This window comes from Pseudomonas sp. GW821-FHT02H09 (genome assembly GCF_059421425.1).
Genome location: NZ_JBWKVA010000028.1, coordinates 11,462 through 32,605, shown reverse-complemented (window position 1 = coordinate 32,605; position 21,144 = coordinate 11,462). Strand labels below are relative to the sequence as shown.

General features: G+C 58.0%; 16 protein-coding genes and 1 pseudogene. 6 read left to right on the top strand and 11 right to left on the bottom strand.

The features are described from left to right. Positions 1 to 11 precede the first annotated feature (11 nt). On the top strand, positions 12 to 2,621 hold the full coding sequence (locus tag AC07VR_RS28340) for an efflux RND transporter permease subunit (RefSeq protein ID WP_494995421.1): 2,610 nt from the start codon (positions 12 to 14) through the stop codon (positions 2,619 to 2,621). A gap of 129 nt (positions 2,622 to 2,750) precedes the next feature. Here the strand turns inward: AC07VR_RS28340 and AC07VR_RS28335 are convergent, their stop codons facing one another. The 3 genes from AC07VR_RS28335 to AC07VR_RS28325 form a co-directional block, all read right to left on the bottom strand. Further along, the gene (locus AC07VR_RS28335) at positions 2,751 to 3,134 is read right to left on the bottom strand and encodes a MerR family transcriptional regulator (RefSeq protein ID WP_494995420.1); all 384 of its coding nucleotides are present in this window, start codon (positions 3,132 to 3,134) and stop codon (positions 2,751 to 2,753) included. A 256-nt stretch (positions 3,135 to 3,390) separates the two neighbouring features. Further along, complete coding sequence (locus AC07VR_RS28330; protein ID WP_494995419.1) at positions 3,391 to 3,966, bottom strand: NAD(P)H-dependent oxidoreductase; 576 nt, start codon at positions 3,964 to 3,966, stop codon at positions 3,391 to 3,393. A 69-nt stretch (positions 3,967 to 4,035) separates the two neighbouring features. Beyond that, positions 4,036 to 4,920: a LysR family transcriptional regulator gene (locus AC07VR_RS28325; RefSeq protein ID WP_495013226.1), complete on the bottom strand. Its 885-nt coding sequence runs from the start codon at positions 4,918 to 4,920 to the stop codon at positions 4,036 to 4,038. 234 nt (positions 4,921 to 5,154) lie between these two features. Here AC07VR_RS28325 and AC07VR_RS28320 point away from each other — a divergent pair, with 234 nt between their 5' ends. Continuing rightward, on the top strand, positions 5,155 to 5,919 hold the full coding sequence (locus AC07VR_RS28320) for a sulfite exporter TauE/SafE family protein (RefSeq protein ID WP_495013225.1): 765 nt from the start codon (positions 5,155 to 5,157) through the stop codon (positions 5,917 to 5,919). Positions 5,920 to 5,994: 75 nt separating this feature from the next. Here AC07VR_RS28320 and AC07VR_RS28315 read toward each other — a convergent pair whose 3' ends face one another. The 5 genes from AC07VR_RS28315 to AC07VR_RS28295 form a co-directional block, all read right to left on the bottom strand. After that, positions 5,995 to 8,181 carry a glycosyltransferase gene (locus AC07VR_RS28315; RefSeq protein ID WP_495013224.1) on the bottom strand — a complete coding sequence of 729 codons (2,187 nt, stop codon included), beginning with the start codon at positions 8,179 to 8,181 and terminating at the stop codon, positions 5,995 to 5,997. Further along, entirely contained in the window at positions 8,174 to 8,860 is a 687-nt protein-coding gene (locus tag AC07VR_RS28310) for a 2OG-Fe(II) oxygenase (RefSeq protein ID WP_495013223.1), read from the bottom strand. Before AC07VR_RS28310 ends, AC07VR_RS28315 begins: the two co-directional genes overlap by 8 nt. Positions 8,861 to 8,867: 7 nt before the next feature. After that, positions 8,868 to 10,271, bottom strand: a complete 1,404-nt coding sequence (locus tag AC07VR_RS28305; protein WP_495013222.1) for a polysaccharide pyruvyl transferase family protein — start codon at positions 10,269 to 10,271, stop codon at positions 8,868 to 8,870. Further along, positions 10,268 to 11,578 (bottom strand): ABC transporter ATP-binding protein, encoded by a 1,311-nt coding sequence (locus AC07VR_RS28300; protein WP_495013221.1) that lies wholly within the window; start codon positions 11,576 to 11,578, stop codon positions 10,268 to 10,270. The genes AC07VR_RS28305 and AC07VR_RS28300 overlap by 4 nt, the downstream gene beginning before the upstream one ends. 555 nt (positions 11,579 to 12,133) lie before the next feature. Continuing rightward, positions 12,134 to 12,448 (bottom strand): putative quinol monooxygenase, encoded by a 315-nt coding sequence (locus tag AC07VR_RS28295; RefSeq protein ID WP_495013220.1) that lies wholly within the window; start codon positions 12,446 to 12,448, stop codon positions 12,134 to 12,136. Positions 12,449 to 12,648: 200 nt separating this feature from the next. Here AC07VR_RS28295 and mdaB point away from each other — a divergent pair, with 200 nt between their 5' ends. From mdaB to AC07VR_RS28280, 3 genes are all read left to right on the top strand, one after another. Beyond that, positions 12,649 to 13,239 carry an NADPH:quinone oxidoreductase MdaB gene (gene mdaB, locus AC07VR_RS28290; RefSeq protein ID WP_495013219.1) on the top strand — a complete coding sequence of 197 codons (591 nt, stop codon included), beginning with the start codon at positions 12,649 to 12,651 and terminating at the stop codon, positions 13,237 to 13,239. 163 nt (positions 13,240 to 13,402) lie between these two features. After that, positions 13,403 to 14,314, top strand: coding sequence for a LysR substrate-binding domain-containing protein (locus tag AC07VR_RS28285; RefSeq protein ID WP_495013218.1), 912 nt, complete (start codon positions 13,403 to 13,405; stop codon positions 14,312 to 14,314). A gap of 270 nt (positions 14,315 to 14,584) precedes the next feature. Further along, on the top strand, positions 14,585 to 16,054 hold the full coding sequence (locus AC07VR_RS28280) for an N-acyl-D-amino-acid deacylase family protein (RefSeq protein WP_495013217.1): 1,470 nt from the start codon (positions 14,585 to 14,587) through the stop codon (positions 16,052 to 16,054). Between the two features lie 135 nt (positions 16,055 to 16,189). On the opposite strand, the gene AC07VR_RS28275 is transcribed toward AC07VR_RS28280, so the two are convergent. Beyond that, complete coding sequence (locus AC07VR_RS28275; protein ID WP_495013250.1) at positions 16,190 to 16,894, bottom strand: methyl-accepting chemotaxis protein; 705 nt, start codon at positions 16,892 to 16,894, stop codon at positions 16,190 to 16,192. Positions 16,895 to 17,095: 201 nt separating this feature from the next. Further along, a pseudogene (locus tag AC07VR_RS28270) lies at positions 17,096 to 17,974 on the bottom strand (methyl-accepting chemotaxis protein); the annotation flags it as partial. A gap of 539 nt (positions 17,975 to 18,513) precedes the next feature. On the opposite strand from AC07VR_RS28270, the gene pmrG reads away from it, so the two are divergent. After that, on the top strand, positions 18,514 to 19,167 hold the full coding sequence (gene pmrG / locus AC07VR_RS28265) for a lipopolysaccharide core heptose(II)-phosphate phosphatase PmrG (protein WP_495013216.1): 654 nt from the start codon (positions 18,514 to 18,516) through the stop codon (positions 19,165 to 19,167). Positions 19,168 to 19,454: 287 nt separating this feature from the next. Here the strand turns inward: pmrG and AC07VR_RS28260 are convergent, their stop codons facing one another. Next, on the bottom strand, positions 19,455 to 20,909 hold the full coding sequence (locus AC07VR_RS28260) for an ArnT family glycosyltransferase (protein WP_494995406.1): 1,455 nt from the start codon (positions 20,907 to 20,909) through the stop codon (positions 19,455 to 19,457). Between the last annotated feature and the right edge of the window lie 235 nt (positions 20,910 to 21,144).

The window sequence follows — 21,144 nt, the reverse complement described above, 5'->3', positions numbered from 1 at the left end:
AACGCATGATCATGGAACGATACCTGAACTTCGTTGAGCGCTATGCGCGGGCGATTGTATTTGTGCTGGTGGCGATCACCGCCTGGTTCACCTACACACTCGGCTCGCTGATGTCGGACACCAATCCCTATTTACTCAAGGAAACCCATCCGGCGCGCAAAACCATTCTCGACCTGCAGCACGAATTCACCGGTACCTACGACTCGGTCATGGTGGCGCTGAACAATCGGCAGAGTGTCTTCAACACCGACTCGCTCAATGCCCAGTTCGAACTTTCGCAAGCCCTGCGGCGGCTGATGCTGGCCAACGCAGAGGATGAAGTCGAACTTCAGCGCATTGTCGGCAAGCATGGGGCGGACAGTCGCGCCCAACTGCTGGCCGCGGACATTCTCAATGAGGGTTTTTCCCAGAACGATTACGCCCAGGCCAAGGTTTTGCTCGATCACGCCCGCAGTCAGGGCTGGGGCGAGCGCGATCAGCAGTTCCTCGGCTTTCTCGTCGAGCGGATCAACCCGATCAAGGAAATGGCCTCCATGGCCGACCTGGAAAACATCAGCCTGAGCCCCGATGGCGAACTGTGGATTCACAAGACCCTGCATGGCCTGGACATGGACCCCAAGGTCGTCGAAGCGCAGATCATGGGCAACGAGCAAATGGTCGGCGGGGTAGTTTCCGCCGACAAGAAAGTCGCCATGGTGGTCGCTGAACTGGGGACCAAACAGGACGACGCCCAAGCTCAACTACGCGCCTATCACCAGGTTCGTCAAATCATCGCGGACTACCAGGCCAAACATCCGCAATTCACCGATGAGGTGTTCATCGCCGGGATGCCGATCTTTATTGCGGCGCAGCAGGAGATCATCGATCACGACCTGGCGCTGCTGTTCCCGATCGTGTTCCTGCTGGTGACTTCGCTGCTGGTGTTCTTTTTCCGCAAGCCTTTGGGCGTGCTCCTGCCGCTGTTCAATATCCTCTTCTGCACCATCTGGACCTTGGGCCTGATGGCGCTGTTTCAGGTACCGATGGACTTGCTGACCAGCGTGTTGCCGGTCTTTTTGTTCACCATTTGCTGTGCCGACGCGATCCATGTGATGGCCGAGTATTACGAGCAGCTCAATGCCGGCAAATCCTTTCGTGAGGCCAACCGCGAGACCATGCGGATGATGGTCGTTCCAGTGGTGCTGACCACCGTCACCACTATTGCCACGTTCATGATTTCCACCACCAACAATATCGTCAGCATTCGCAATTTCGGTCTCTTCATGTCTATCGGGCTGACGGCGGCCTTGATCATTTCCCTGCTGCTGATCCCGGCGTGGATCTCCATCTGGGGCAAGGATCAGCCACCGCGCAAAGTAGTCCACAAAGAGTCGATCATCTCGCGCTACCTGGTAGCGTTCTGTGCGCGTTTGATCCAGTGGCGCAAGCCGGTTCTGGTCGTGACCCTGCCGTTGTTGGCGTTGATGACGGTATTCACCTTCATGGTCAATATCGAGGACTCGGGGATTGCCTACTTCAAGAAGGACAGCCCGCTCCGGGTCTCGGATGAGTTCATCAATCGGGCCCATGTCGCCGGCACTTCTCCGGGCTGGATCGCCTTCGACAGCAAGACCCCGCGAGGTGTCCTGACCACCGAGGTGGTGCAGTTCCTCGACAGGCTCGACCAATTCATCAAGTCCCAGCCGAACGTCAGTTACACCTATTCGGTGGCGACTTACGTCAAACGCATGAACCTGGTGCTCAATGACATGAAGCCCGACTATCTGCGTGTGCCGCAGGCGCTGGAACAGGTGAAGTCGGTCAATGACGAGGGGCAGACGGAAACCTTTGAGGTCGACGGCAACTCGCTGATCGAGCAACACATCATGATGTTCGAGAACGGCGGCGGCTCGGATTTGCAGAACGTGCTTAATGCCGACTATTCCAAGGCGCTGACGCTTTACACCATGACCTCCTCGGTCGCCAGCGACTATCAGGACATGCTTGATCGCCTGGATGCCTGGCTGCTGGTGAACAAGCCGGCCAACCTGCAAGTGACCCATGCCGGTACACCCTACATCTGGACTGGAGTGCTGCAGGAAATCACCCAGGGCCAGGTGCTGAGCTTCTCCCTGGCGCTGGTGGTGGTCACGCTGATGATGATGTACTGGTTGAAGTCGGTACGCCTGGGCATTCTTGGCATGCTCACGCTGCTGACCACGTCCGTGACGGTCTATGGCTGTATGTATCTGCTGGACATCGAGCTGAACATTGGCACGACGCTGGTGACGTTCCTGGTGGTGGGGGTGGTCGACTACGCCGTACACCTGCTGTCGCGGATCAAGTTGCTGGTTCAGCAAGGCGTGCATGTCGATGAGGCGATTCTCACGGCCATGCACAGCGTCGGGCGTTCGACCGTGGTCAACGTGGTGATTTTTTCGGTGGGGTTCCTGGCGTTGCTGTTTTCCGCCTACAAGCCGGTCATTGACCTGGGAACGCTGGTGGCGCTGGCGCTATTTTCCAGTGGAGTAATGACCATCTTGCTGGTGACATTGATTTCGCCGTGGTTCTTCGCCGCGATCGTGCCTGAGTCGCCCGTGGATGAACGTGAACACCCATTGCGTGATGGCGCCTTGAGTTAAGCGCAAGGGCTGCTGCTGCAGCAGGATGCGCCGGCATTGGGTTTGTAGTAACCACTCATTGCCGGCGTGCCTTGGCAGCGCAAAGCGGCTTAACAACTGTTTCAGTTCTGTGCAGCGGGGTGACGGTGTTCAGGCGATTTTGGCGATATGTTCGAACTGGCATTGATCCTGAGCGTCCTTGAGGCTGGCTTCGAATTCGACCAACCCCGAGTGCACCTTCTGCAACGCTTCAATCTGGGTCATCAGCTCCTGTTTTTTGTCCGCTATAGCCTTGTTCGCCAGGTCCCATGGCAGTTCCTGGCCCCTGTGATCCTGCAGGATCGCTTGCATTTCCTTGAGCTTGAAACCGAGTTGCTGGGCGCACTTGATGAACGTCAGCAGCTCAACGCTCTGCTGGCTATAAACGCGATATTTACCTTCGCGCTGTGGCGGCGGTAACAAGCCGATTTCTTCGTAGTGCCGGATACTCTTGACCGTCGTGCCCGACAGCTGGGCGGCTTTGCCGATATACATGAAAAGTCCTTTTTTATGTGCACAAAGAGGCCGAGCGTTCACGCGCCTGCCGCACCTGTATCAACTGACGTGATGACAGGCAATGTTCCAGCTGAACAGCTATCGATTGGCCCCGTGGTATCAATCGTTCCACGGATAGGCAAGCTTCGGCGCGGCATCTTTACACAAGCATGCCGAGGCGGGAACCCGGGCGTATTAAATGGCGCGGGTGTAGGGCGCAGGGCGCGACGAAGCCGGCATCGCCCGTAGCAAGGCTTCAGTGACTGGCGATAGCCTGGGCTTGCTTGAGCCAGGCGTCCCGTTGTGTCGACTTCGAGCCGAGGATCGGGCCGAACGTCAGGGTCTTCAATGGTTTGATGCCACAGAATTCCAGCGTGGTCTTGCGCATCTGGTGCAGCCCGGGCATGCGGTAGACCCACTTGTAGTACCACGGCGGTGTATCCATGGTCACCAGCAGGTGAGCGGTTCGTCCTTTCAGGAGTTTGTCCGGGAAAGCTTTGCCTTTGCGGTATTTGAAGGCAAAACCGGGCAGGAAAACCCGGTCGAAAAAGCCTTTCATCAAGGCCGGAATGCCGCCCCACCAGATCGGATAAACAAACGCCAGATGTTCAGCCCAGGTGATATCGGACTGGGCTTTGAGCAGATCGGGCTCCAGCATCTGAATCAGGTTGTAACCATCGTGCAGTACCGGGTCGAAGTTCAGAGCATCGAGTCGTAGCAGACGTACATCATGTCCGGCACTTTTTGCGGCCTCGACATAGGTATTGGTCAGGGCTCCACAGAAACTATCGGTTGAGGGGTGACCCAGAATCACCAGTACTCGCTTGCTCATCGTGACTAAATCCTGAAAGTGGAGCTTTCAGGGTAGAGTCTGCCCCTAACGGGAGAGTCAATGGGTGGCTCATTCAACGGACAAGGCCTCAAGCAAGGCTCTGGCATAACCGGGCAGGCTGTCGAATGAGCGCGCGCAGAGCAGCAGTTTTCGCTGAGCCCATTCTTCCTTCAGCGCGAAGCTTTTGAACGGTTGCTCGACCGTCCAGCGCCGGATCGCGGCCAGTGGCACGATCGCCACGCCAGCGCCGCGGGCGACCATACGAATCACCCCGTCGAAGCCTTCAGCGCGGATACGTATTTGCATGCGTACGCCGGTGTGCAGCGCCTGTTCTTCGAGATACACCGCCAGCGCGCTATTGGCGGCCAGACCAACGTAATCGTGAAGCAAGGTATCGCTGAAACCCGGCGGCCTGCCGTTGGCCAAGGGATGATCGGGCGGCATGATCAACACCAGCGGGTCGTCGCGAAAGGGCCGGGTCTGAAGGTCCTGGGTGTCCACCGCGTCGGAGACGATGCCAAGGTCAGCCGAGCCCTGACGCAAGGCGTGGGCGATACGCAGACTTGGCAATTCTTGCAGGTCGATGTCGAGGTTGGGATGGCTGCGCAGAAAGTCCGCCAGCAATTCCGGCAGGTATTCGGTGATTGCCGTGGTGTTGCACAACAACCGCACCTGACCTTTGACGCCTTTGGCGTACTCGGCCAGATCCTGCTGCATGTGTTCGGCCTGTTGCAGCAGCACCCGAGCATGTTGGGCCAAGGCCTTGCCGGCCGGCGTGGGACTGACGCCACGGCGTCCACGCTCTAGAAATGGAGTGCCCAGCGAAGCTTCCAGCGCCCGAATCCGGGCACTGGCCGCCGCCAGCGACAGATGGCTGCGGCTGGCACCTGCGGTGATATTGCCAGCTTCGAGAATGTTCAAGTACAGCCGCAGATCGGTCAGGTCAAAGTGCATGTAGGGTCGCCTTCGATGGATCGTTCCCAAGAGGCTGCCTCAGTATATTGGATCGTTCCCACGCTCCGCGTGGGAATGCCGCCCTGGACGCTCTGCGTCCGCCCCTTGTGACGCAGAGCGTCACGAGATGCATTCCCACGCAGAGCGTGGGAACGATAAGCCTCAACAATAACAAGAGGCTGTCTCAGTATATGGCGAATTTTCAAGGTCGAGCACAGGGCCCAGGATAGTGCCATGAAGACACTTGTCGCGTTCTACCAAAACCTCGGCCCGGCCTTGTCATTATTGGTCATTGGCACCTTTCTGCTAGCCGGGATGATCAAAGGTGTAATCGGCCTTGGTCTGCCAACAATTGCCATGGGCCTGCTGGGCCTGGCTATGGTTCCGGCGCAGGCTGCAGCGTTGCTGATCATACCGGCGACCCTGACCAATATCTGGCAATTGGCCTTCGGTGGGCATTTGAGTTCGCTGATCAAACGGCTGTGGCCGATGCTGTTGGCGATTTTTATCGGCACTGGGCTGGGTACGCTGTGGCTGGGTATCGATGGAGGCCGTTGGGTGGTGCGGGCACTGGGCGCGGCGTTACTGCTCTACGCCCTGAGCGGTCTGTTATTGCCGACGCTGCATGTGAACGCCAGCACCGAGCGCTGGCTTGGCCCGGTCTGCGGCGTGCTGACCGGCATCATCGCCTCGGCTACCGGAGTCTTCGTGATTCCGGCCGTGCCATACCTTCAGGCACTGGCTCTGAACAAGGATGAACTGGTGCAGGCGCTGGGCCTGTCGTTCAGCGTTTCGACACTGGCGCTGGCCGCCGGCCTGCTGTGGCGTGGGGCGTTGGGCGGTGGCGAGTTGAGTGCTTCGCTGCTCGCCCTGATACCGGCCGTACTGGGTATGTTGCTGGGGCAATGGCTACGCCAGCGAATCAGCGCCGTGCTGTTCAAACGCGTATTTTTCATTGGCCTCGGAGTGCTCGGAGGCCATCTTTTGATCAGCGGCTAGCGTTGTGTACGCAAAAGCAGGTCTTCTGCATCAGGGCCAGTTGTTGTGGGCGTTGATGTCCGGCAGTTCAGGCCGCTATGTCGGCTCTGCCAGTGGCGGAGCCGTTTCGTTCTTGCCGGGTGTGGCACTCGCACGGTGAGTATGAGGCGTCCAGGTTTGCCACTTGCTTTCGAAGTACGCCTGATTTTTATCCCAGAGGGCTTGATACTCGCCACTGACGATCAGCTTCTTGAACGATGCCTGTCCATAGTGATGGACGAATGCATCTTCGGCACAGACAGTACGGTAACCAGCGGCCTGAACCCTGCGACTGTAGTCATCATCCTCGAACAGACCGATGCCAAAGGCTTCATCCAGATACCCTACCTGGCGCAGAACGTCCCGGCGCATGGCGACGCAAAACATCGCCAGCATTGGAATGTCGAACACCTGACCTTTATGTTCGGCGGTGTAGCGGGATGCAAAGTCGTGCATCTGTCCGATACTGGTATACGGAACCGCGATTTTCGCCTCGTTACCGACCATGTTGGTGACGGGGCCGATCAGTCCGATGCCTGGATCCTGCAAGTGTTTGATCAGTGGCGTCAGCCAGCCTTTGGGCACCACCGTATCGTTATTGAGCAACAGCAGAGTCTCGCCTCTGGCCCGACGCAAACCTTGATTGTTGGCGGCAGAAAACCCGCGGTTATCGGCATTGAGGATGATATCGACATCAGGATTGTCGCGGCTCAGCTGTTGCAGGTAGGCGGGGGTGCCATCCGCTGAACCGTTGTCGACAATGATCAGCTGGTAACGGACCGACGTGGTGTTACGCACAATGCTGTCGATACACTCTCGGGTCAGATCGAGGTTGTTGTAGGTCACGACAATGATGGACGCCCGCACATCGAGCGCGCTGATGGCTTGTCGGGTGGTTTCGACGCGCTCTTTCCAGTCATTGCTGCGGGCGGTTTCCACCCGTTGCCGGATCCTGTCTTGTGCGGTTTCAGTCAAGGCGCGCTCGATCTGCACCAGGTACTCATCGACGTCGCTCGCGAAGTACAGAATATCTTTGTAGCGGCTCAACTCTTCGAGGGGCGCCGAAACCACTGGTTTTCCCGCACTCAGGTATTCGTAGAGCTTCACCGGATCCACGGCGTGGGTCACATTGTTGAGCAGAAAAGGGATCAGGCAGACATCGAAGCGATGAAGATAGAGAGGCATTTGAGCGTAAGGTTTTATTCCTGACAACAGCACATTGGGTTTGCCCTCGAGACCTGCGAGGTTGTCGACGAAGACGTCTCCCACCAGTACGAAATTCCAGGTCGGGCGTTTGTCTGCCAGCGCCGCGAGTAAGGGGAAGTCCAGCCACTGTGCCAGGGCTCCGTAGAAGCCAATCACAGGTCCCGCAAAGTCTGGTAGTAGATCGTTAGGCATGCAGTGCCGGTGGAAGAATTCAAAGTCCACTGCGTTGCGCACCAGAACGCATCTTTTGCAATGCCCGGACCATTTACGGTGCAGACGCGCCGCCGATACCGTTACCAGATCTGCCTGGGCGACGAGGTTCCATTCTTCGGTCACCAACCCGGCACCGATATTCGGAAAACCATCCCAGTCATCCATGCAATCGTATTGAATGGGCCAGCCGCGATCAGCGCGTAACTCAATGGCCAATGGGCTCCAGTAAGGAATGTGGATGAGTGAAAACGCATCCCGGATCTGGAAGTCCTCTATCAGCAGGTCGAGGGCACGTTGGTAGGCTTGGGTGTTCTCGGGCGTCAAGACTTTCTCGTAATAGATATCCTGAGCATCACGCTGAAGGGTCACTTCGAAAATGTTGTGCGCCACACGGGTCAGACTATAAGGCCGCCCCTCAGGAGGGACTCTCGAGGGCACGATATAAAACACTCGACTTCCCTGGTGCGCGAATTGGCTCATCAACTGCTGCGGTCGTTGAAACCTGGCGGCCCACTCAATATTCGCAAAGCACAGAATATCCAGCTTCTTGTGGGGGACTACTTCGGCTACGGAGCGCTGCGCAGGATGTCGCGCCGGGTCGCTGGGGAGCGTTAGCCCTTGAGCGCGAAACGCAACATCGGCACCGCCAGAAAGAGCCTCGAGCAATCCATAGCGCATCATGCAGGCAATGAAACGCAGTGGTCTGGTCACAAACCATGAGCGGCTACCCAGCAGGAAATCGACCCTGGCGAGCGCGGCATCGCGCTCCTGCAGTACTGCATCTCTTTCGGCCAGGGCTGTGTCGTGCTTGATCGGATCAGTCACGTGGGTACCTGTGCAATGCAGTGCAGTCATCATCCGGCCACATGGAGCTCTTCGAGCCCGGACGATAAAAGGTCGCGGTCAGGCTGCGACGAGATGAGCGGTAGCCGCTGACGACCGGTGAAACGGCATGCCAGGAGTGATTCGAACGCACCAGTACGGCGGAGTTGCCCACCTGCGGTTCGATGACGGCCGCAATGCTGGTCGGGTCTGAGCTGCGCAATATGTTCAGGCAGCCACCGTCGATGCGGTTCCAGGATTCATTGAAGTACAGGATGTGGGTGACCAGTTTGTCGCTCAGGTCGGGATGGGCGCCAAGGCTGGCGCCTGGACCGTAATGGAAGACATTCACCTCCATCGGTACATCGCGCAGGTCATGGTCGGTCAAGTGCGACAGGGCTTCCCGATAGGCCGAAGAGCAGAGGTCTTGAGCCAGTTTCTGCCATGCCTCGCTCAGCTCCTCAGGAAAAACAACGGCGTTGGTGCCCATCGACACCAGGCCCCGTGCCTCATAGTCATAGTTTTTTTCCCCGCCATAACCCGTCACGGTCTTGAAATGATCGTGGGGAAAGGTGGTCGCCAGGGCAAACGCGTCTTCTGGCGAATACAAATCACCAATTTCGGCCCATGAATACGGTTGAGTGTTCAACGCGCTGGATTGCAGCCGTGTCAGGTTTAGCATCCTGTCCTTACCTTCCTCTCAGGGTTCTGAGGCCACGTGCAATTGAGCGCAGTGGGGCGGTGATTCGAAATGAGCTGGAGTTTTGCAACTCAAGCACTTTTGCCTCGCTTCGTGCCAGGCGCTGGTGGAGGCTCGTTATCTGTTGCTGTTGAGTGCTCAACCTGGCGTGCAGGACAGCGCGTTCGCTTGCCTGGTCCACATCGACAGACGGGGGCGCGGCCTCGATGTACGGTGTGTCGCGGGGCTCTGCTGCCGTTTCGAGCAGCGTCGGCAAACCTTGCCAAAACGCGTCTAGCGCCCGCGTCGAAGAGGTCTTTCCCTGCTTGATGAGGGTCGCGACCTGGTCCCAGTGAGTGCTCACCTGCAGCGCAGCCGCCTGTGCCGCGGCGCAGGGCCGGGTTTTGCCGGCTCGATCGAGAAACCACTGTGCGTCAATGGTCTCGACATCGGGCAGGGCGTGCAGCGATTCGAAGTCGGCCAGGGCGGTGTATTTCCCGGCACTCAGATCGGCGGAACAAAACACCGGGACGCCAAAGGCCAGCGCGCTGATCGCCAGGTGATAGCTGTGACCGATAACGGCCTCTGCCCGGCTGAGGATTTCTGCCAGCAATAATGGCTCGGGCCATTCCGGCAGGCTGATTGCGTGGGGCAAATGCCGGGTGACTATCGAGGGGTGGTCACCAAGGACCGGGCCAATGGGCAGCGCCAGAAATTGATAGTGTTCGAACGCCTGCGGATATTGCTCGAACAAGCGCAAAAACGGCTCAACCATGTGGATGGCATGGATGACGATATACGGAGCGGTCAATCCTGCCTGCTCGCACAGATGGATGAATGGCCTGGAAGGTTGCTGGTCATCGATCAGGTTGGGTAAGCCAAATGCGGTATCGGGCAGGACTTCGACGTCAATCTCGCTCGAGATTGCAGCCAGGGTATCGCGTGACAGGCTGTCACGAACCCGCACGTACTGGCTTTGTTCCAGGGCCAGTTTCACTAGCGGTGCGGCCCAGTCGGGAATGCTGTTGCAGTGCATGCCGGGAGCGTTCCAGATCACGGGCGTTGCGTGTTGCAAAGCGATCAGCGCCGGGGTGAGCCAATATCCGGTGGGGTGGTGAATATCCGCTGAAGCAGGGCCATAGCCCTCAGCCACGAGCTTATCGAAGCGAATCAGAAAGCCGCCGCCGATCAACAAGCCGTCCAGATGCTCGGCCAGACCAGGCAGTTCGCTCAGAGACGTCACTGGATAGGGCCATTGCCCAGCGGGCCTGGAGTTGTACGAAAACCGCCGTAGATGTACGGCTCCCAGCCGTTTGCTCAGCTCGACTTGTGCAATGATCGGAAACAGTAGATCGCCATAATTCTCGACGTCGAAGGTGCCAACTATGGCGATCTGCCAGGTGCGTCCGTTCATGTACTCTCCGGGACATCGACATTACACATTTTTTTTATTTGACCCTGTTGTTCAGGAGGCTGGACCACGCTTTGCAAACCCAGATCTACGACGCCGAGGAAACCCCTGTTATTGGGCAGCATGTCGAATGACAGTAGCCCCACCTGTTTCTCGATCAGCTGTGAGGTGTCCTCAGTCCCGCCCTGTAGAAGCTTGAGGGTAATGTGGTAGCGACCTGCCGATAGACTGGCCGGGAATCGCACGCAGATCGAAGCCTGCCGCCAGCCGTCCTCGGCCGGTGCCATTTGCAGCGCAAAGTTCGCCCCACCGATGACCATCAACCGAGCCTCCTGGACCGTAAAACTGAGCGATGGCTGGGTGATGCCGTCGCGCAGCAAGGTTTCGACCCGGATCTCTATCTCATCGCCATACAGGTAGCTGGAGAAGAGTTCCCGGGTGTTTGTAAAGAAGGCAGAAGTAATGCGCCCTTCCTGTGTGCCGAAGGCAATACCCTCTTTGGCATCGCTTGAAACACCCAGAAAAGGTTTGCGCGTGACCGAAACGTCGCCGCCGCTTGCCCAGCGGCGCTGTTCATCACGCATATCAAGCAGGTACAACTCGGCCATTTCGTCGGGGGCACCGCTGGCGAATATTTGACCTTCGCGAAGATAAATGACGCGGTTGCAAAAGCGTCTGACCATGCTCATGTCGTGGGACACGAACAGCAGCGTAGAGCCGCTCTCGATCAAGCTCTCCAGCCGGTTCAAGCATTTGAACTGAAAGGACGCATCACCGACGGAGAGCGCCTCGTCGACGATCAGAATGTCCGGTTCCACACACACCGAGACGGCGAAGGCGAGCCGGACCAACATGCCGGTGGAGTAGGTCTTGGTCGGTTGGTCGATAAAATCGCCGATGTTGGCAAAGGCAGCGATTTCATCGAAACGGGTGTCGATCTCGGATTGGCTCAGGCCCAGTATTACACCGTTCAGGTAAACGTTTTCCCTGCCGGTGAACTCTGGATTGAAGCCGGACCCTAGCTCCAGAAGCGCCGCAATACGGCCGCGACCTTCAACGCTGCCCTGGGTGGGTGCCATCGTTGCGCAGATCAACTGCAACAGCGTGGACTTGCCGCTGCCATTGCGACCGATGATGCCGACGGTCTCGCCTTTAGCAATTTGCAGGGACACATCCTTGAGTGCCCAGAATTCACGGTAATAGCGTTTTCTGCCACGGGTCAGCATTTGCAGCATGCGATCCATCGGCTTGTCGTAGATTTGATAGCACTTGCTCAGGTGCTCGGCGTTGATCGCTATCTCAAAGGACATTGGCATAGTCCTCGGGTAGCACCGCTAACGACCTGAAAAAAACCGGCAATATATCTGCGATAAACCCGACTATCCGGTGCATTACCCATGCGCCCAACCACTCACGGTGATTCTCAAGGCTGGAAAACATACCGCCCGGTGTCCTTTCCCTCATCAATTAACCACCCGGTTCTAATTATTTTCCGCGCTCGTCCACTCGGACTGTTCGATTGGCCGAGTGCAGACAAAATGAGGGACTTGAGGCAACCTGAATCTGTTTGGCATCCATGCTCATTTAGCGTTTTATGACGGTTTTCGGATTGTATTGCAGCAAATTGCCATCATCCAGACAAAATGCAGATGTTCCAGCTGGATATTTGCGTTCGACAATGAATCGGTGACGTTCCTGTTACAGATTCAAGTGATAGCAGGTTTCTGGAATCGTGCTGATAATTTGCCGCTGGAGACCGCCTGAACCGGCGATTGCTACAGGTGAGAGAGGTACACAAACCCGGTGGGTTGGGGGGAAGGGAAGGTCTGAGGATGAAAGCTGCCTTTGAGGCAGCGATTAGCGGATCAGCGGCTAGCTGATGACGGGCTGAGCATATCGATGCGACGGATATCGAAATCGCGCTCCAGGTAATCCATGCGCTGGTCGAAGAACTGCTTCATGTGCGGCAGATTCGAATGCATGTCCAGGTGAGCCCGGGATTGCCAGATTTCGTAAAAGATAAACAGCGTTGGATCCTGCTGGTCGCGCAGCATGTGGTACTCGATGCAACCGGGTTCGGCGCGGCTCGGTTCGACATAATCGCAAAACAGCGCTTCGAACGCCTCGGCTTTTTCCGGTCTGGTTTTTGCCTGCAAGATAAAACCGTGCAAGTCACTCATGTCGCTCTCCTCAATTCCGGGTTCGGAAAGTCTACGACAACAATCCACCTGCAATTCGTGCGTATAGGTCAAATGAATTTTGACCGCTTCGGGCTTATTCCCTCGGCACCGCATCGATACCCTGCCGCCATCAACTTTCAACCTTCTCAATCCAGCGACTTATCCACAGCGCTGCGCATTGGACCTTGATGAGGCACCCCATGAAAAAAGTACTGTTGCTCAACGGTGGCAAGAAATTCGCCCACTCCGACGGGCGCTACAACTCGACGCTGCATGACACCGCGCTGAGCGTGCTGGATCGCGGCGGAATCGATGTGAAAGTCACCCACATCGATGAGGGCTACGACATTGCGGAAGAGGTGGCGAAGTTTGTCTGGGCCGACGTGATCATTTATCAGATGCCGGGCTGGTGGATGGGCGCGCCGTGGACCGTTAAAAAGTACATCGACGAAGTCTTCACCGAAGGCCACGGCAGCCTGTATGCCAGCGATGGCCGCACCCGTTCCGACGCATCGCAAAAATACGGCAGCGGCGGCCTGCTGCAAGGCAAGCAATACATGCTGTCGCTGACCTGGAACGCGCCGCAGCAAGCCTTCGACGACCCGGCCGACTTCTTCGAAGCCAAGGGTGTGGATGCCGTGTATTTCCCGTTCCATAAGGCCAACACCTTCCTTGGCATGACCGGACTGCCGACGTTCCTTTGCGTCGATGTGATGAAGCGTCCGGCCATTGAGGCCGACGTTGTCCGCTACGAGCAGCACCTGAGCGAGGTATTCGGCCTGCCGGCGTAAGGTTCCTTTTGCCCCGCATCGGGCTACTATCGGTGGCGAGGGGGCTTGCCCCAATGCCGCTGCCCGTGTAGGAGCGAGCTTGCTCGCGATATAGGACTCGCTCCTACAGGGCCCCCTCCCACAGTAAGTCACCCGCCGGGACAACTCGATACAGAGGACATACGTGAAAGCCAGATCCGATGAGTTGCAAATTTTCGTCTGCGTCATCGAGTGCGGGTCTATCTCGGCTGCGGCCGAACAGGTGGGGCAAACGCCCTCGGCGGTCAGCCGCACGCTCTCGCGGCTCGAGGCCAAGCTCGACACCACGCTGATCAACCGCACCACGCGGCGTATGGACCTGACCGAAGAGGGCAAATATTTCTTCGAGCGGGCCAAACTGATTCTCGAACAGATGGATGAACTCGAAGAGCGCTTGTCCTCGCGCCAGAAAACGCCCTCAGGTCGACTGCGAATCAACGCCGCCTCGCCGTTCATGCTGCACGCGGTCGTGCCATACATCAGCGAATTTCGCGCTCTGTACCCGGACATCCAGCTGGAACTCAACAGCAACGACCTGATCATCGATTTGCTGGAACAAAGCACCGATATCGCCATCCGTATCGGGCCTCTGGTGGACTCCACGCTGCATGCCCGCTCCCTGGGCTGCAGCCCGCTGCACATCCTCGCCAGCCCTGAGTACCTGGAAAAGCACGGCTCGCCGGCCACCGTGGCGGAACTGACCGGGCACTCGCTGCTGGGTTTCACCCAGACCGAAAGCCTCAATCATTGGCCGTTGCGTCATGCCCAGGGTGACCGCTGGCAGATTCAGCCGGGAATTTGCGCCTCCAGCGGTGAAACCTTGCGACATCTGGCGCTGGAGGGGCAGGGTATTGCTTGCCTGTCGCACTTCATGACTATTGATGACATCAAGGCCGGTCGCTTGAAGGTGGTCTTGGCCGAGGCCAATAGCGGCTATCGCCAACCGATCAATGCGGTGTACTACCGTAATTCGCAGCTGGCATTGCGTATTCAATGCTTCCTGGACTTCATTCAGAGCAAGCTGGCGGCCTATGCCATGACGGTGTTCGAAGGTTGATTGGCGATCGCTGCTCAGGATTGAATAGGGGCATCCGGATTTCTGCAGCAGGGGTCAGTCCTCGATACTCGCTCCATCGCTGATTCACGCAGGGAGTGACCTGCGAGAAAGCATTGGTGGCGATGCTAGCGGTGATAAGGCTTGAGACGTCATCTACTATGAAGAAAAACTGCCTCAGCCATCGCGCGGATCGTTTTGATCGCTCGTTACCGAGTCAATCCCTTCATTGCGATCGCACCGGTGCCGATTGCCTGCCGCTGGGAAACTGACATGAAGTACGACACATTGATCCGCAATGCCCTGGTCATCGACGGTACTGACACGCCGGGTTTTCCCGCCGATGTGGCGATTCTGGATGGCCGCATTCAACGCATCGGTGACATGAACGGTGCTTGCGCTGAAGAAGAAATCGATGCCGTCGGTCGAGTGCTGGCGCCTGGATTTATCGACGTGCACACCCACGACGACACGGTGGTGATCCGTCAGCCGCAGATGCTGCCCAAGCTCAGCCAGGGCGTGACCACAGTGATCGTCGGCAACTGCGGGATCAGCGCCTCGCCGGTGAGTTTGCGCGGCGAACCGCCGGACCCGATGAACCTGCTGGGTGCGGCCAGCGCTTTCGTCTATCCGACGTTCAGCGACTACCGGGCCGCGGTCGAAGCGGCGCACCCGACCCTGAATGTGGCGGCGCTGGTCGGCCACACGGCGCTGCGCAGCAATCACCTGGATGACCTGTATCGCACCGCCACGCGCGGTGAAATCAACGCCATGCGTGAGCAATTGCGCGAGAGCCTGGAGGCCGGCGCTTTGGGCTTATCCACAGGGCTGGCCTACGCCAGTGCTTTTTGCGCACAGACCGATGAAGTGCTGCAACTGGCTGAAGAGCTGACAGCCTTCGGCGCGATTTACACCACCCATTTACGCAGCGAGTTCGAGCCGGTGCTGGAGGCGATGGACGAGGCTTTTCAGATCGCTCGTCACGCCAGCTCGCCGGTGATCATTTCCCACCTCAAATGCGCCGGTGCCGGCAATTGGGGGCGCAGCCCGCAGCTGCTCGCATCCCTTGAGCGTGCCGCGCTCAGCCACCCGGTGGGTTGCGATTGTTATCCCTATGCGGCGAGTTCTTCGACCCTGGACCTCAAGCAGGTTACCGACGCTTTTCGCATCACCATCACCTGGTCGACACCCCATCCTGAGGTGGGCGGCCGCGACCTGATGGATATCGCCGCCGAATGGGACCTCCCGCTGCTGGACACAGCCCGCCGCCTGCAACCGGCCGGCGCGGTGTATTACGGGATGAACGAGGCCGATGTGCGGCGCATCCTGTCGCACCCGTTATCGATGATCGGCTCCGACGGTTTACCGGAAGATCCGTTCCCGCATCCGCGTTTATGGGGCACTTTCCCGCGGGTGCTCGGGCACTTCAGTCGCGATGTGGGGCTGTTCCCGCTGCACACCGCCGTGCACAAAATGACCGGGCTTTCGGCTGCACGTTTCGGCCTGGTCGAACGGGGTGAAATTCGCGAAGGGCATTGGGCCGATCTGGTGTTGTTTGACCCGGCGCGGGTACGTGACGTGGCCGACTTCAAGGACCCGCAACGGGCAGCAGAGGGAATTGATGGGGTATGGGTCAACGGCGTGTGCAGTTATGCGGATGGTCAGGTGAATGGACGGCGTGAAGGACGTTTTTTGGCGCGGGCGGGGGATCTGCGGCGCAGGTTTGTTCCACATAAAGGTTGATCAATGCACAAGCTGCGGCGAGGGCGCCTGCTCCCGTTCGGCCGGTTCGCGCTCGGGCGAAGCAGTCCATTGCGGGCAAGCCTCGCTCCCACCGTTGACCGCGTAATCCTGTGGAAGCGGCTTGTCCTCGCCAGGTCAAACCCGGAAGCGGCTGACCATCGTCTGCAACTGGTTGCCCAGTCGCGCCAGTTCAACGCTCGATGCCGCGGTTTCATCGCTGGCGGCGGCGGTCTGTTCGGACACATCGCGTACGTTGATGATGCTGCGGCTGATCTCTTCGGCCACGGCGCTCTGTTGCTCGGCGGCAGCGGCGATCTGCTGGTTCATCGACTGGATGCTGGACACCGTGCGGGTGATGTTTCCCAGCGAGGTACCGGCCTTGCGGGTCAGCTCGACGCTGCTGTCGGTCAGGTTGCGGCTGTTGTTCATCACCGCGGCGACTTGCTTGGTACCGTTCTGCAAACCAGCGACCAGCCCTTCGATTTCTTCGGTGGACTTTTGCGTGCGCTGAGCCAGGCCACGGACTTCGTCGGCGACTACCGCGAAACCGCGACCGGCTTCACCGGCGCGGGCGGCTTCGATGGCCGCGTTGAGCGCCAGCAGGTTGGTCTGTTCGGCCACGGCTTTGATCACGTCCATGACGCTGCCGATCTTGTCGCTTTCCTGTTGCAGCACGGTCATGGCGTCGGTCGAGCGCGCGACTTCGGTGGCCAGGCGTTCGATCTGCGCGATCGCTTCACAGACCACTTTGTCACCTTCGCGGGCCTGGCCGTCAGCGTCGGAGGCGGCTTGTGAGGCCTGTTCGGCATTGCGCGCGACTTCCTGCACGGTGGCGGTCATTTCGTGCATGGCGGTGGCGACCTGATCGGTCTCGATCTTCTGGCTGTTAACCCCGGCGCTGGTTTGTTCGGTGACGGCCGACAGTTCTTCGGCAGCGCTGGCAATCTGCGTGACGCCGTCGCGAATGCCTCTGATCAAGTCACGCAAGGTCACACCCATGCGTGCGATGCCTTGCTGCAATACGCCAAGCTCGTCGCGACGGGTGACATGCACATCGTGGGTCAGGTCGCCCGAGGCGATGCGTTCAACTACGGCCAGGGTTTCGCGCAGCGGGCGGGTAATCTGTCGGGTGATGATCACGGCGGCCAGAATGCCGACCAGCAACGCCAGCAGGGTGCTGATCAATTGCAGGCTACGGGCTCGGGTGCTTTCGGCATCGCGGCGGTCCAGCTGGATCTGGTACAGCTCATCGCTGCGGGCAACGATGTCGTTGCCTTGATCGGTCATTTCCTTGCGGGCCTGATCCGCGTCACCGTCCGCTGCTTTAAAGGCCTGCAGCGCGCTGCGATAGCCGATCAGGGCGCTTTCCAGCTGACGCAGTTCGTCCTGTTGAGTGCCGCTAAAATGCAGGTTGAGGTCATTCAATCCGGCGATGGCGGCGTCCAGTTGAGCGACGGCTTTGTGTTCGGTTTCAGGGTTGGTGTCGGCGGTGTAGCCACGCACTTCGTAGCGGGCGAGCTGGAACGCCTCTTTGGCTTTGCTGATCGCCAGGAATTGCTCGAAGCGCTGATCGCTCAAAGGCATTTGCTGTACGTGGGTGTTGATCGCGGCGATCAGTGTGTTGGCGCTCTCGGCGTTATTGCCCATGGTCTGGCGAGCGGCGTTGCCTGCGCGGTAGGCGCTGCGCATTTTGTTCAGCGATTGCTGGTAAGCGTCGATGGTCGCGCTTTGCTGCTTGAGCAGCTTGAGGTTCTCCGGGCTCTTGAAGCTATTGAGCAGGGATTTTTGCTGGGCAACAAACCCGTCGAGGGTGGTTTGCACATTCTGTGCGGCGGTCTCGTCGCCGTTGGTCAGCATGTATTGCAAACGGCTGACGCGCAGTTTGGTCAAGCCGGCGTTCAGTTGGGTGATATCGCTCATCCAGTTGCTACGATCGATCAGACCGCCAAGGCTGGTCCAGCCTGTCAGGGCCAGGACCGTAGTGAGCGCCAGTACCACGCCGAACCCCAGGCCCAGTTTCAGGTTGACGCTGATATTGCCGAACCAGCTATTCATTGCAATTACTCCAGGAACGTTGCGAGTGTTGGTCGTCAGTTGGCTGGAAGTTTGTTGTTTTTGGTAGCCAGCAAGGTTTTGGTGTAGTGGTGTATCGGCAGCGTACGCGAGAGCTGAAACGGTTTTTGTCCTGCCTTCATGGACGATGGGGGCGAGCCGTCTCTATTGCGTGCTGCGTTTGATCTACAGGGGAGGAGTGGTCGAAAATACCGGTGCCCGGACGTGCTTGTTCTTTGAGCTTTTTTTCACATTCATTTCACTGGGGCCCGACGTCGCGCCCCATAGAGTCTTTTGTTCACTTGGGCGCCCGAATCACGGGTTGTTCGTTTTCAATAGCGCAGTTGCCATGGGTGTTTTGTACCTTTGGTACGGCTCGCTTATAGATTTTTCGCCACAGGGGCAACTTGATCGTGGGATTAAGATTTGGTTTAAGTGGCGCTACGAAATATAGAACTATTGCCGTAGTACTGTTGTGTGCGTTGTTTGTTATTGCGCTGACTGTTGTTCTTTTAAGGCCGGCGGCGGTACCTGATCTGGTCCATGGCAAAACCTCCGGGTTAGTGCAACTGAGGGCGGATTGGGCCAAGGGCGAGATGATTGTGCTGGTTCGTCACGCCGAGCGCTGCGATCACTCCAGCGCCACTTGCCTTGGCAGTGCCGATGGCATTACCGAGCGCGGCCGCGACGTCGCCGTCGCGGTAGGTTCGCAATTTGAACATTTGGGTCTGGACAAGGCTGACATCTACCACAGCCCTTTGACCCGCGCAGCGCAGACATCTTCCTTCATGTTCAAGACGGTCGATGCGGGCCAGGATTGGCTGATCAACTGTAAAGGCCATATGTTGAAGGACGTCCTCAGCCACAAGGTCGCCGGCCGAAACCTGATTCTGGTGACGCACAGTGAGTGCATGTCGGAACTTGAAAAAAACATGAAGTTCGCTTCATCGACGCTGGGCTATGGCGCATCGCTGTTTATTTCAACTGCGCTGGCGACTGGAAAGCCTCAGATGCTCGGCTTCATTGACGCGTCCGACTGGAGTTCAGTCATTCCCCAATAACGAGTCTGACCGGCTGAAAATCGTCGCCTTCCCAGCTGTTTACGCTGGCTATCAGCGGTTGCACGGGCACCGCTGGATAGCAGCCAATACACCGTTGTTGGCCATAGCGAAGCGACAGCCACCGGTTTGTCCGCGCTCAGGATGCTGCGATCAACGCCAAGGGCGGCGATGCCATGATCAATACTCAGGTCCAGGAAAAGCTCGTGTGATTCTGGCGAAATACAAAAAAAACGGCACCTGATGAAGGTGCCGTTTTTTTTTCCTGCAGTTAGCGTGGGTCTATGGGTCTATTGCCCAACGAAATAATAATCCTGCTTGCCCACAATCATTTTTTTCAACACTTTCAAGGACGCTGGTGGTTCAGTGTTACTGGCCATGAGCGCCACATGATTGGGTGATGCCGTGAGAAATTCACTCAGCTCAGCTTCGGTCTCCAACCCCTTGAGCAGGCTCTGGGTATAAAACACGCTGGCTCCGGCTGTACGTTCATTCGCCTGATACAGCGCGACCTCTTGTCCGTTGGCCTGCATTGTCTGAATTTGCTGTGTCAGCGGCAGGAAGGACAATTTGCGGTCAGCGCGAGGCGCAGCCCATTGCGCGGCCGCCAGGTAGATGCAGATCACCAGGCTCAGCACACCGACCACCAAGCCTCGACGGTGCCGGGCAAGCTTGCCGATAAACGTCGTAGCGTTGGTACGTTCGCGCAGTCGCTCGAACAGCACCGAGGCGTATTCAGCCGCCAGCACGGCAGCGGCGGGCGTCAGTGACATCAGGTACACCGTGCGTTTGCTGGAGGCGAAGCACAGCAAGGTGAACTGCGCCAGAATCCAGAGGGTGAAAAACAACAGGTAACGATTGCTCATCAGGCTTTTGCGGAAATGCCAAAGGCCCAGGTACACCAGAATGTTCCATGGCAGAAAGGCCTCTGGCAGCTTGGCCAGATAGTAATAGAACGGTTCATAGTGTCCGGCCAACTCGAACGAGCCACCGAAGCGCCCGATGCTGTTGGTCCACAATACTTCCTCTACCGCCTGCAAACCGCCTCGCTGATAGAGCATGAACAGCCAGATCACCAAGGGGATCAGACCGAGCAATGTCAGCAGGCCCGGACGTACCCAGTCCGACAGCTTGAGCCGTTTCTCGATCACGCTGTCGGCCACCAGATAGGCGAAGATCACCACCCCCGGCATTGCCAGCCCCAGCACACCTTTACTCAAGCTCGCGATGGCGATGCCCAGCGCGAACAGCAACCAGGTCGCCATGACTGACTGTTGTTCAGCCTGTCGCCGGTTAGCCTGAAAAAACGCCAGCAAGGCCATCGTCACGCCAAGGCTGAGTAGCGCATCCTCACCAACCCCGCGAACATTGCTCCAATAACTGGCCATGGTCGCCAGCATGATGGCCGCGGACCAGGCGATGGTCGTCGGCCGATCGAACCTGCGCAGCATGGTGTACAGCAGCATCACACTAAACAGCCCGGCGAAGGCCGAGGCCAGCCGCACCGCCCAAGGCGTGCCGCCAAACGCGCGGATAGCTGCGGCGTCGATCCAGAGGCTCAGCGGTGGCTTTTCCAAAAAAGGCTGGCCAAATAGTCGGGGCGTCACCCAGTCGTTATCCAGGTGCATCTCCATTGCAATCCCGGCGACCCGGGCTTCGGTAGAACCTTGCAGCTGGTGATTGCCAAGGGCAAAAAAGAACAACAGGCAAGTGAGCAGGAATAAGAGTGGGGCGGGTCGGGACATAGGCTTCTGGCTACCAAGGAAAGGAATAGGGCCGAAGAACATTCAGGCAGTCGGGAAAGTATACGGGACTAGTTCTCAACAAAGTGTGAACAACGGTGTGATGTAGTAACTCGGCATGTCGACGCCTGCGTTCTCAAACGCTTGGCAAAGATACCCCAGAGCGAAGCTTTTCTGATGATCGCTCGCTCAGTGGGCGCGGGATTACCAATGGATGGCAAAAGGTTGCCTGGTGGCG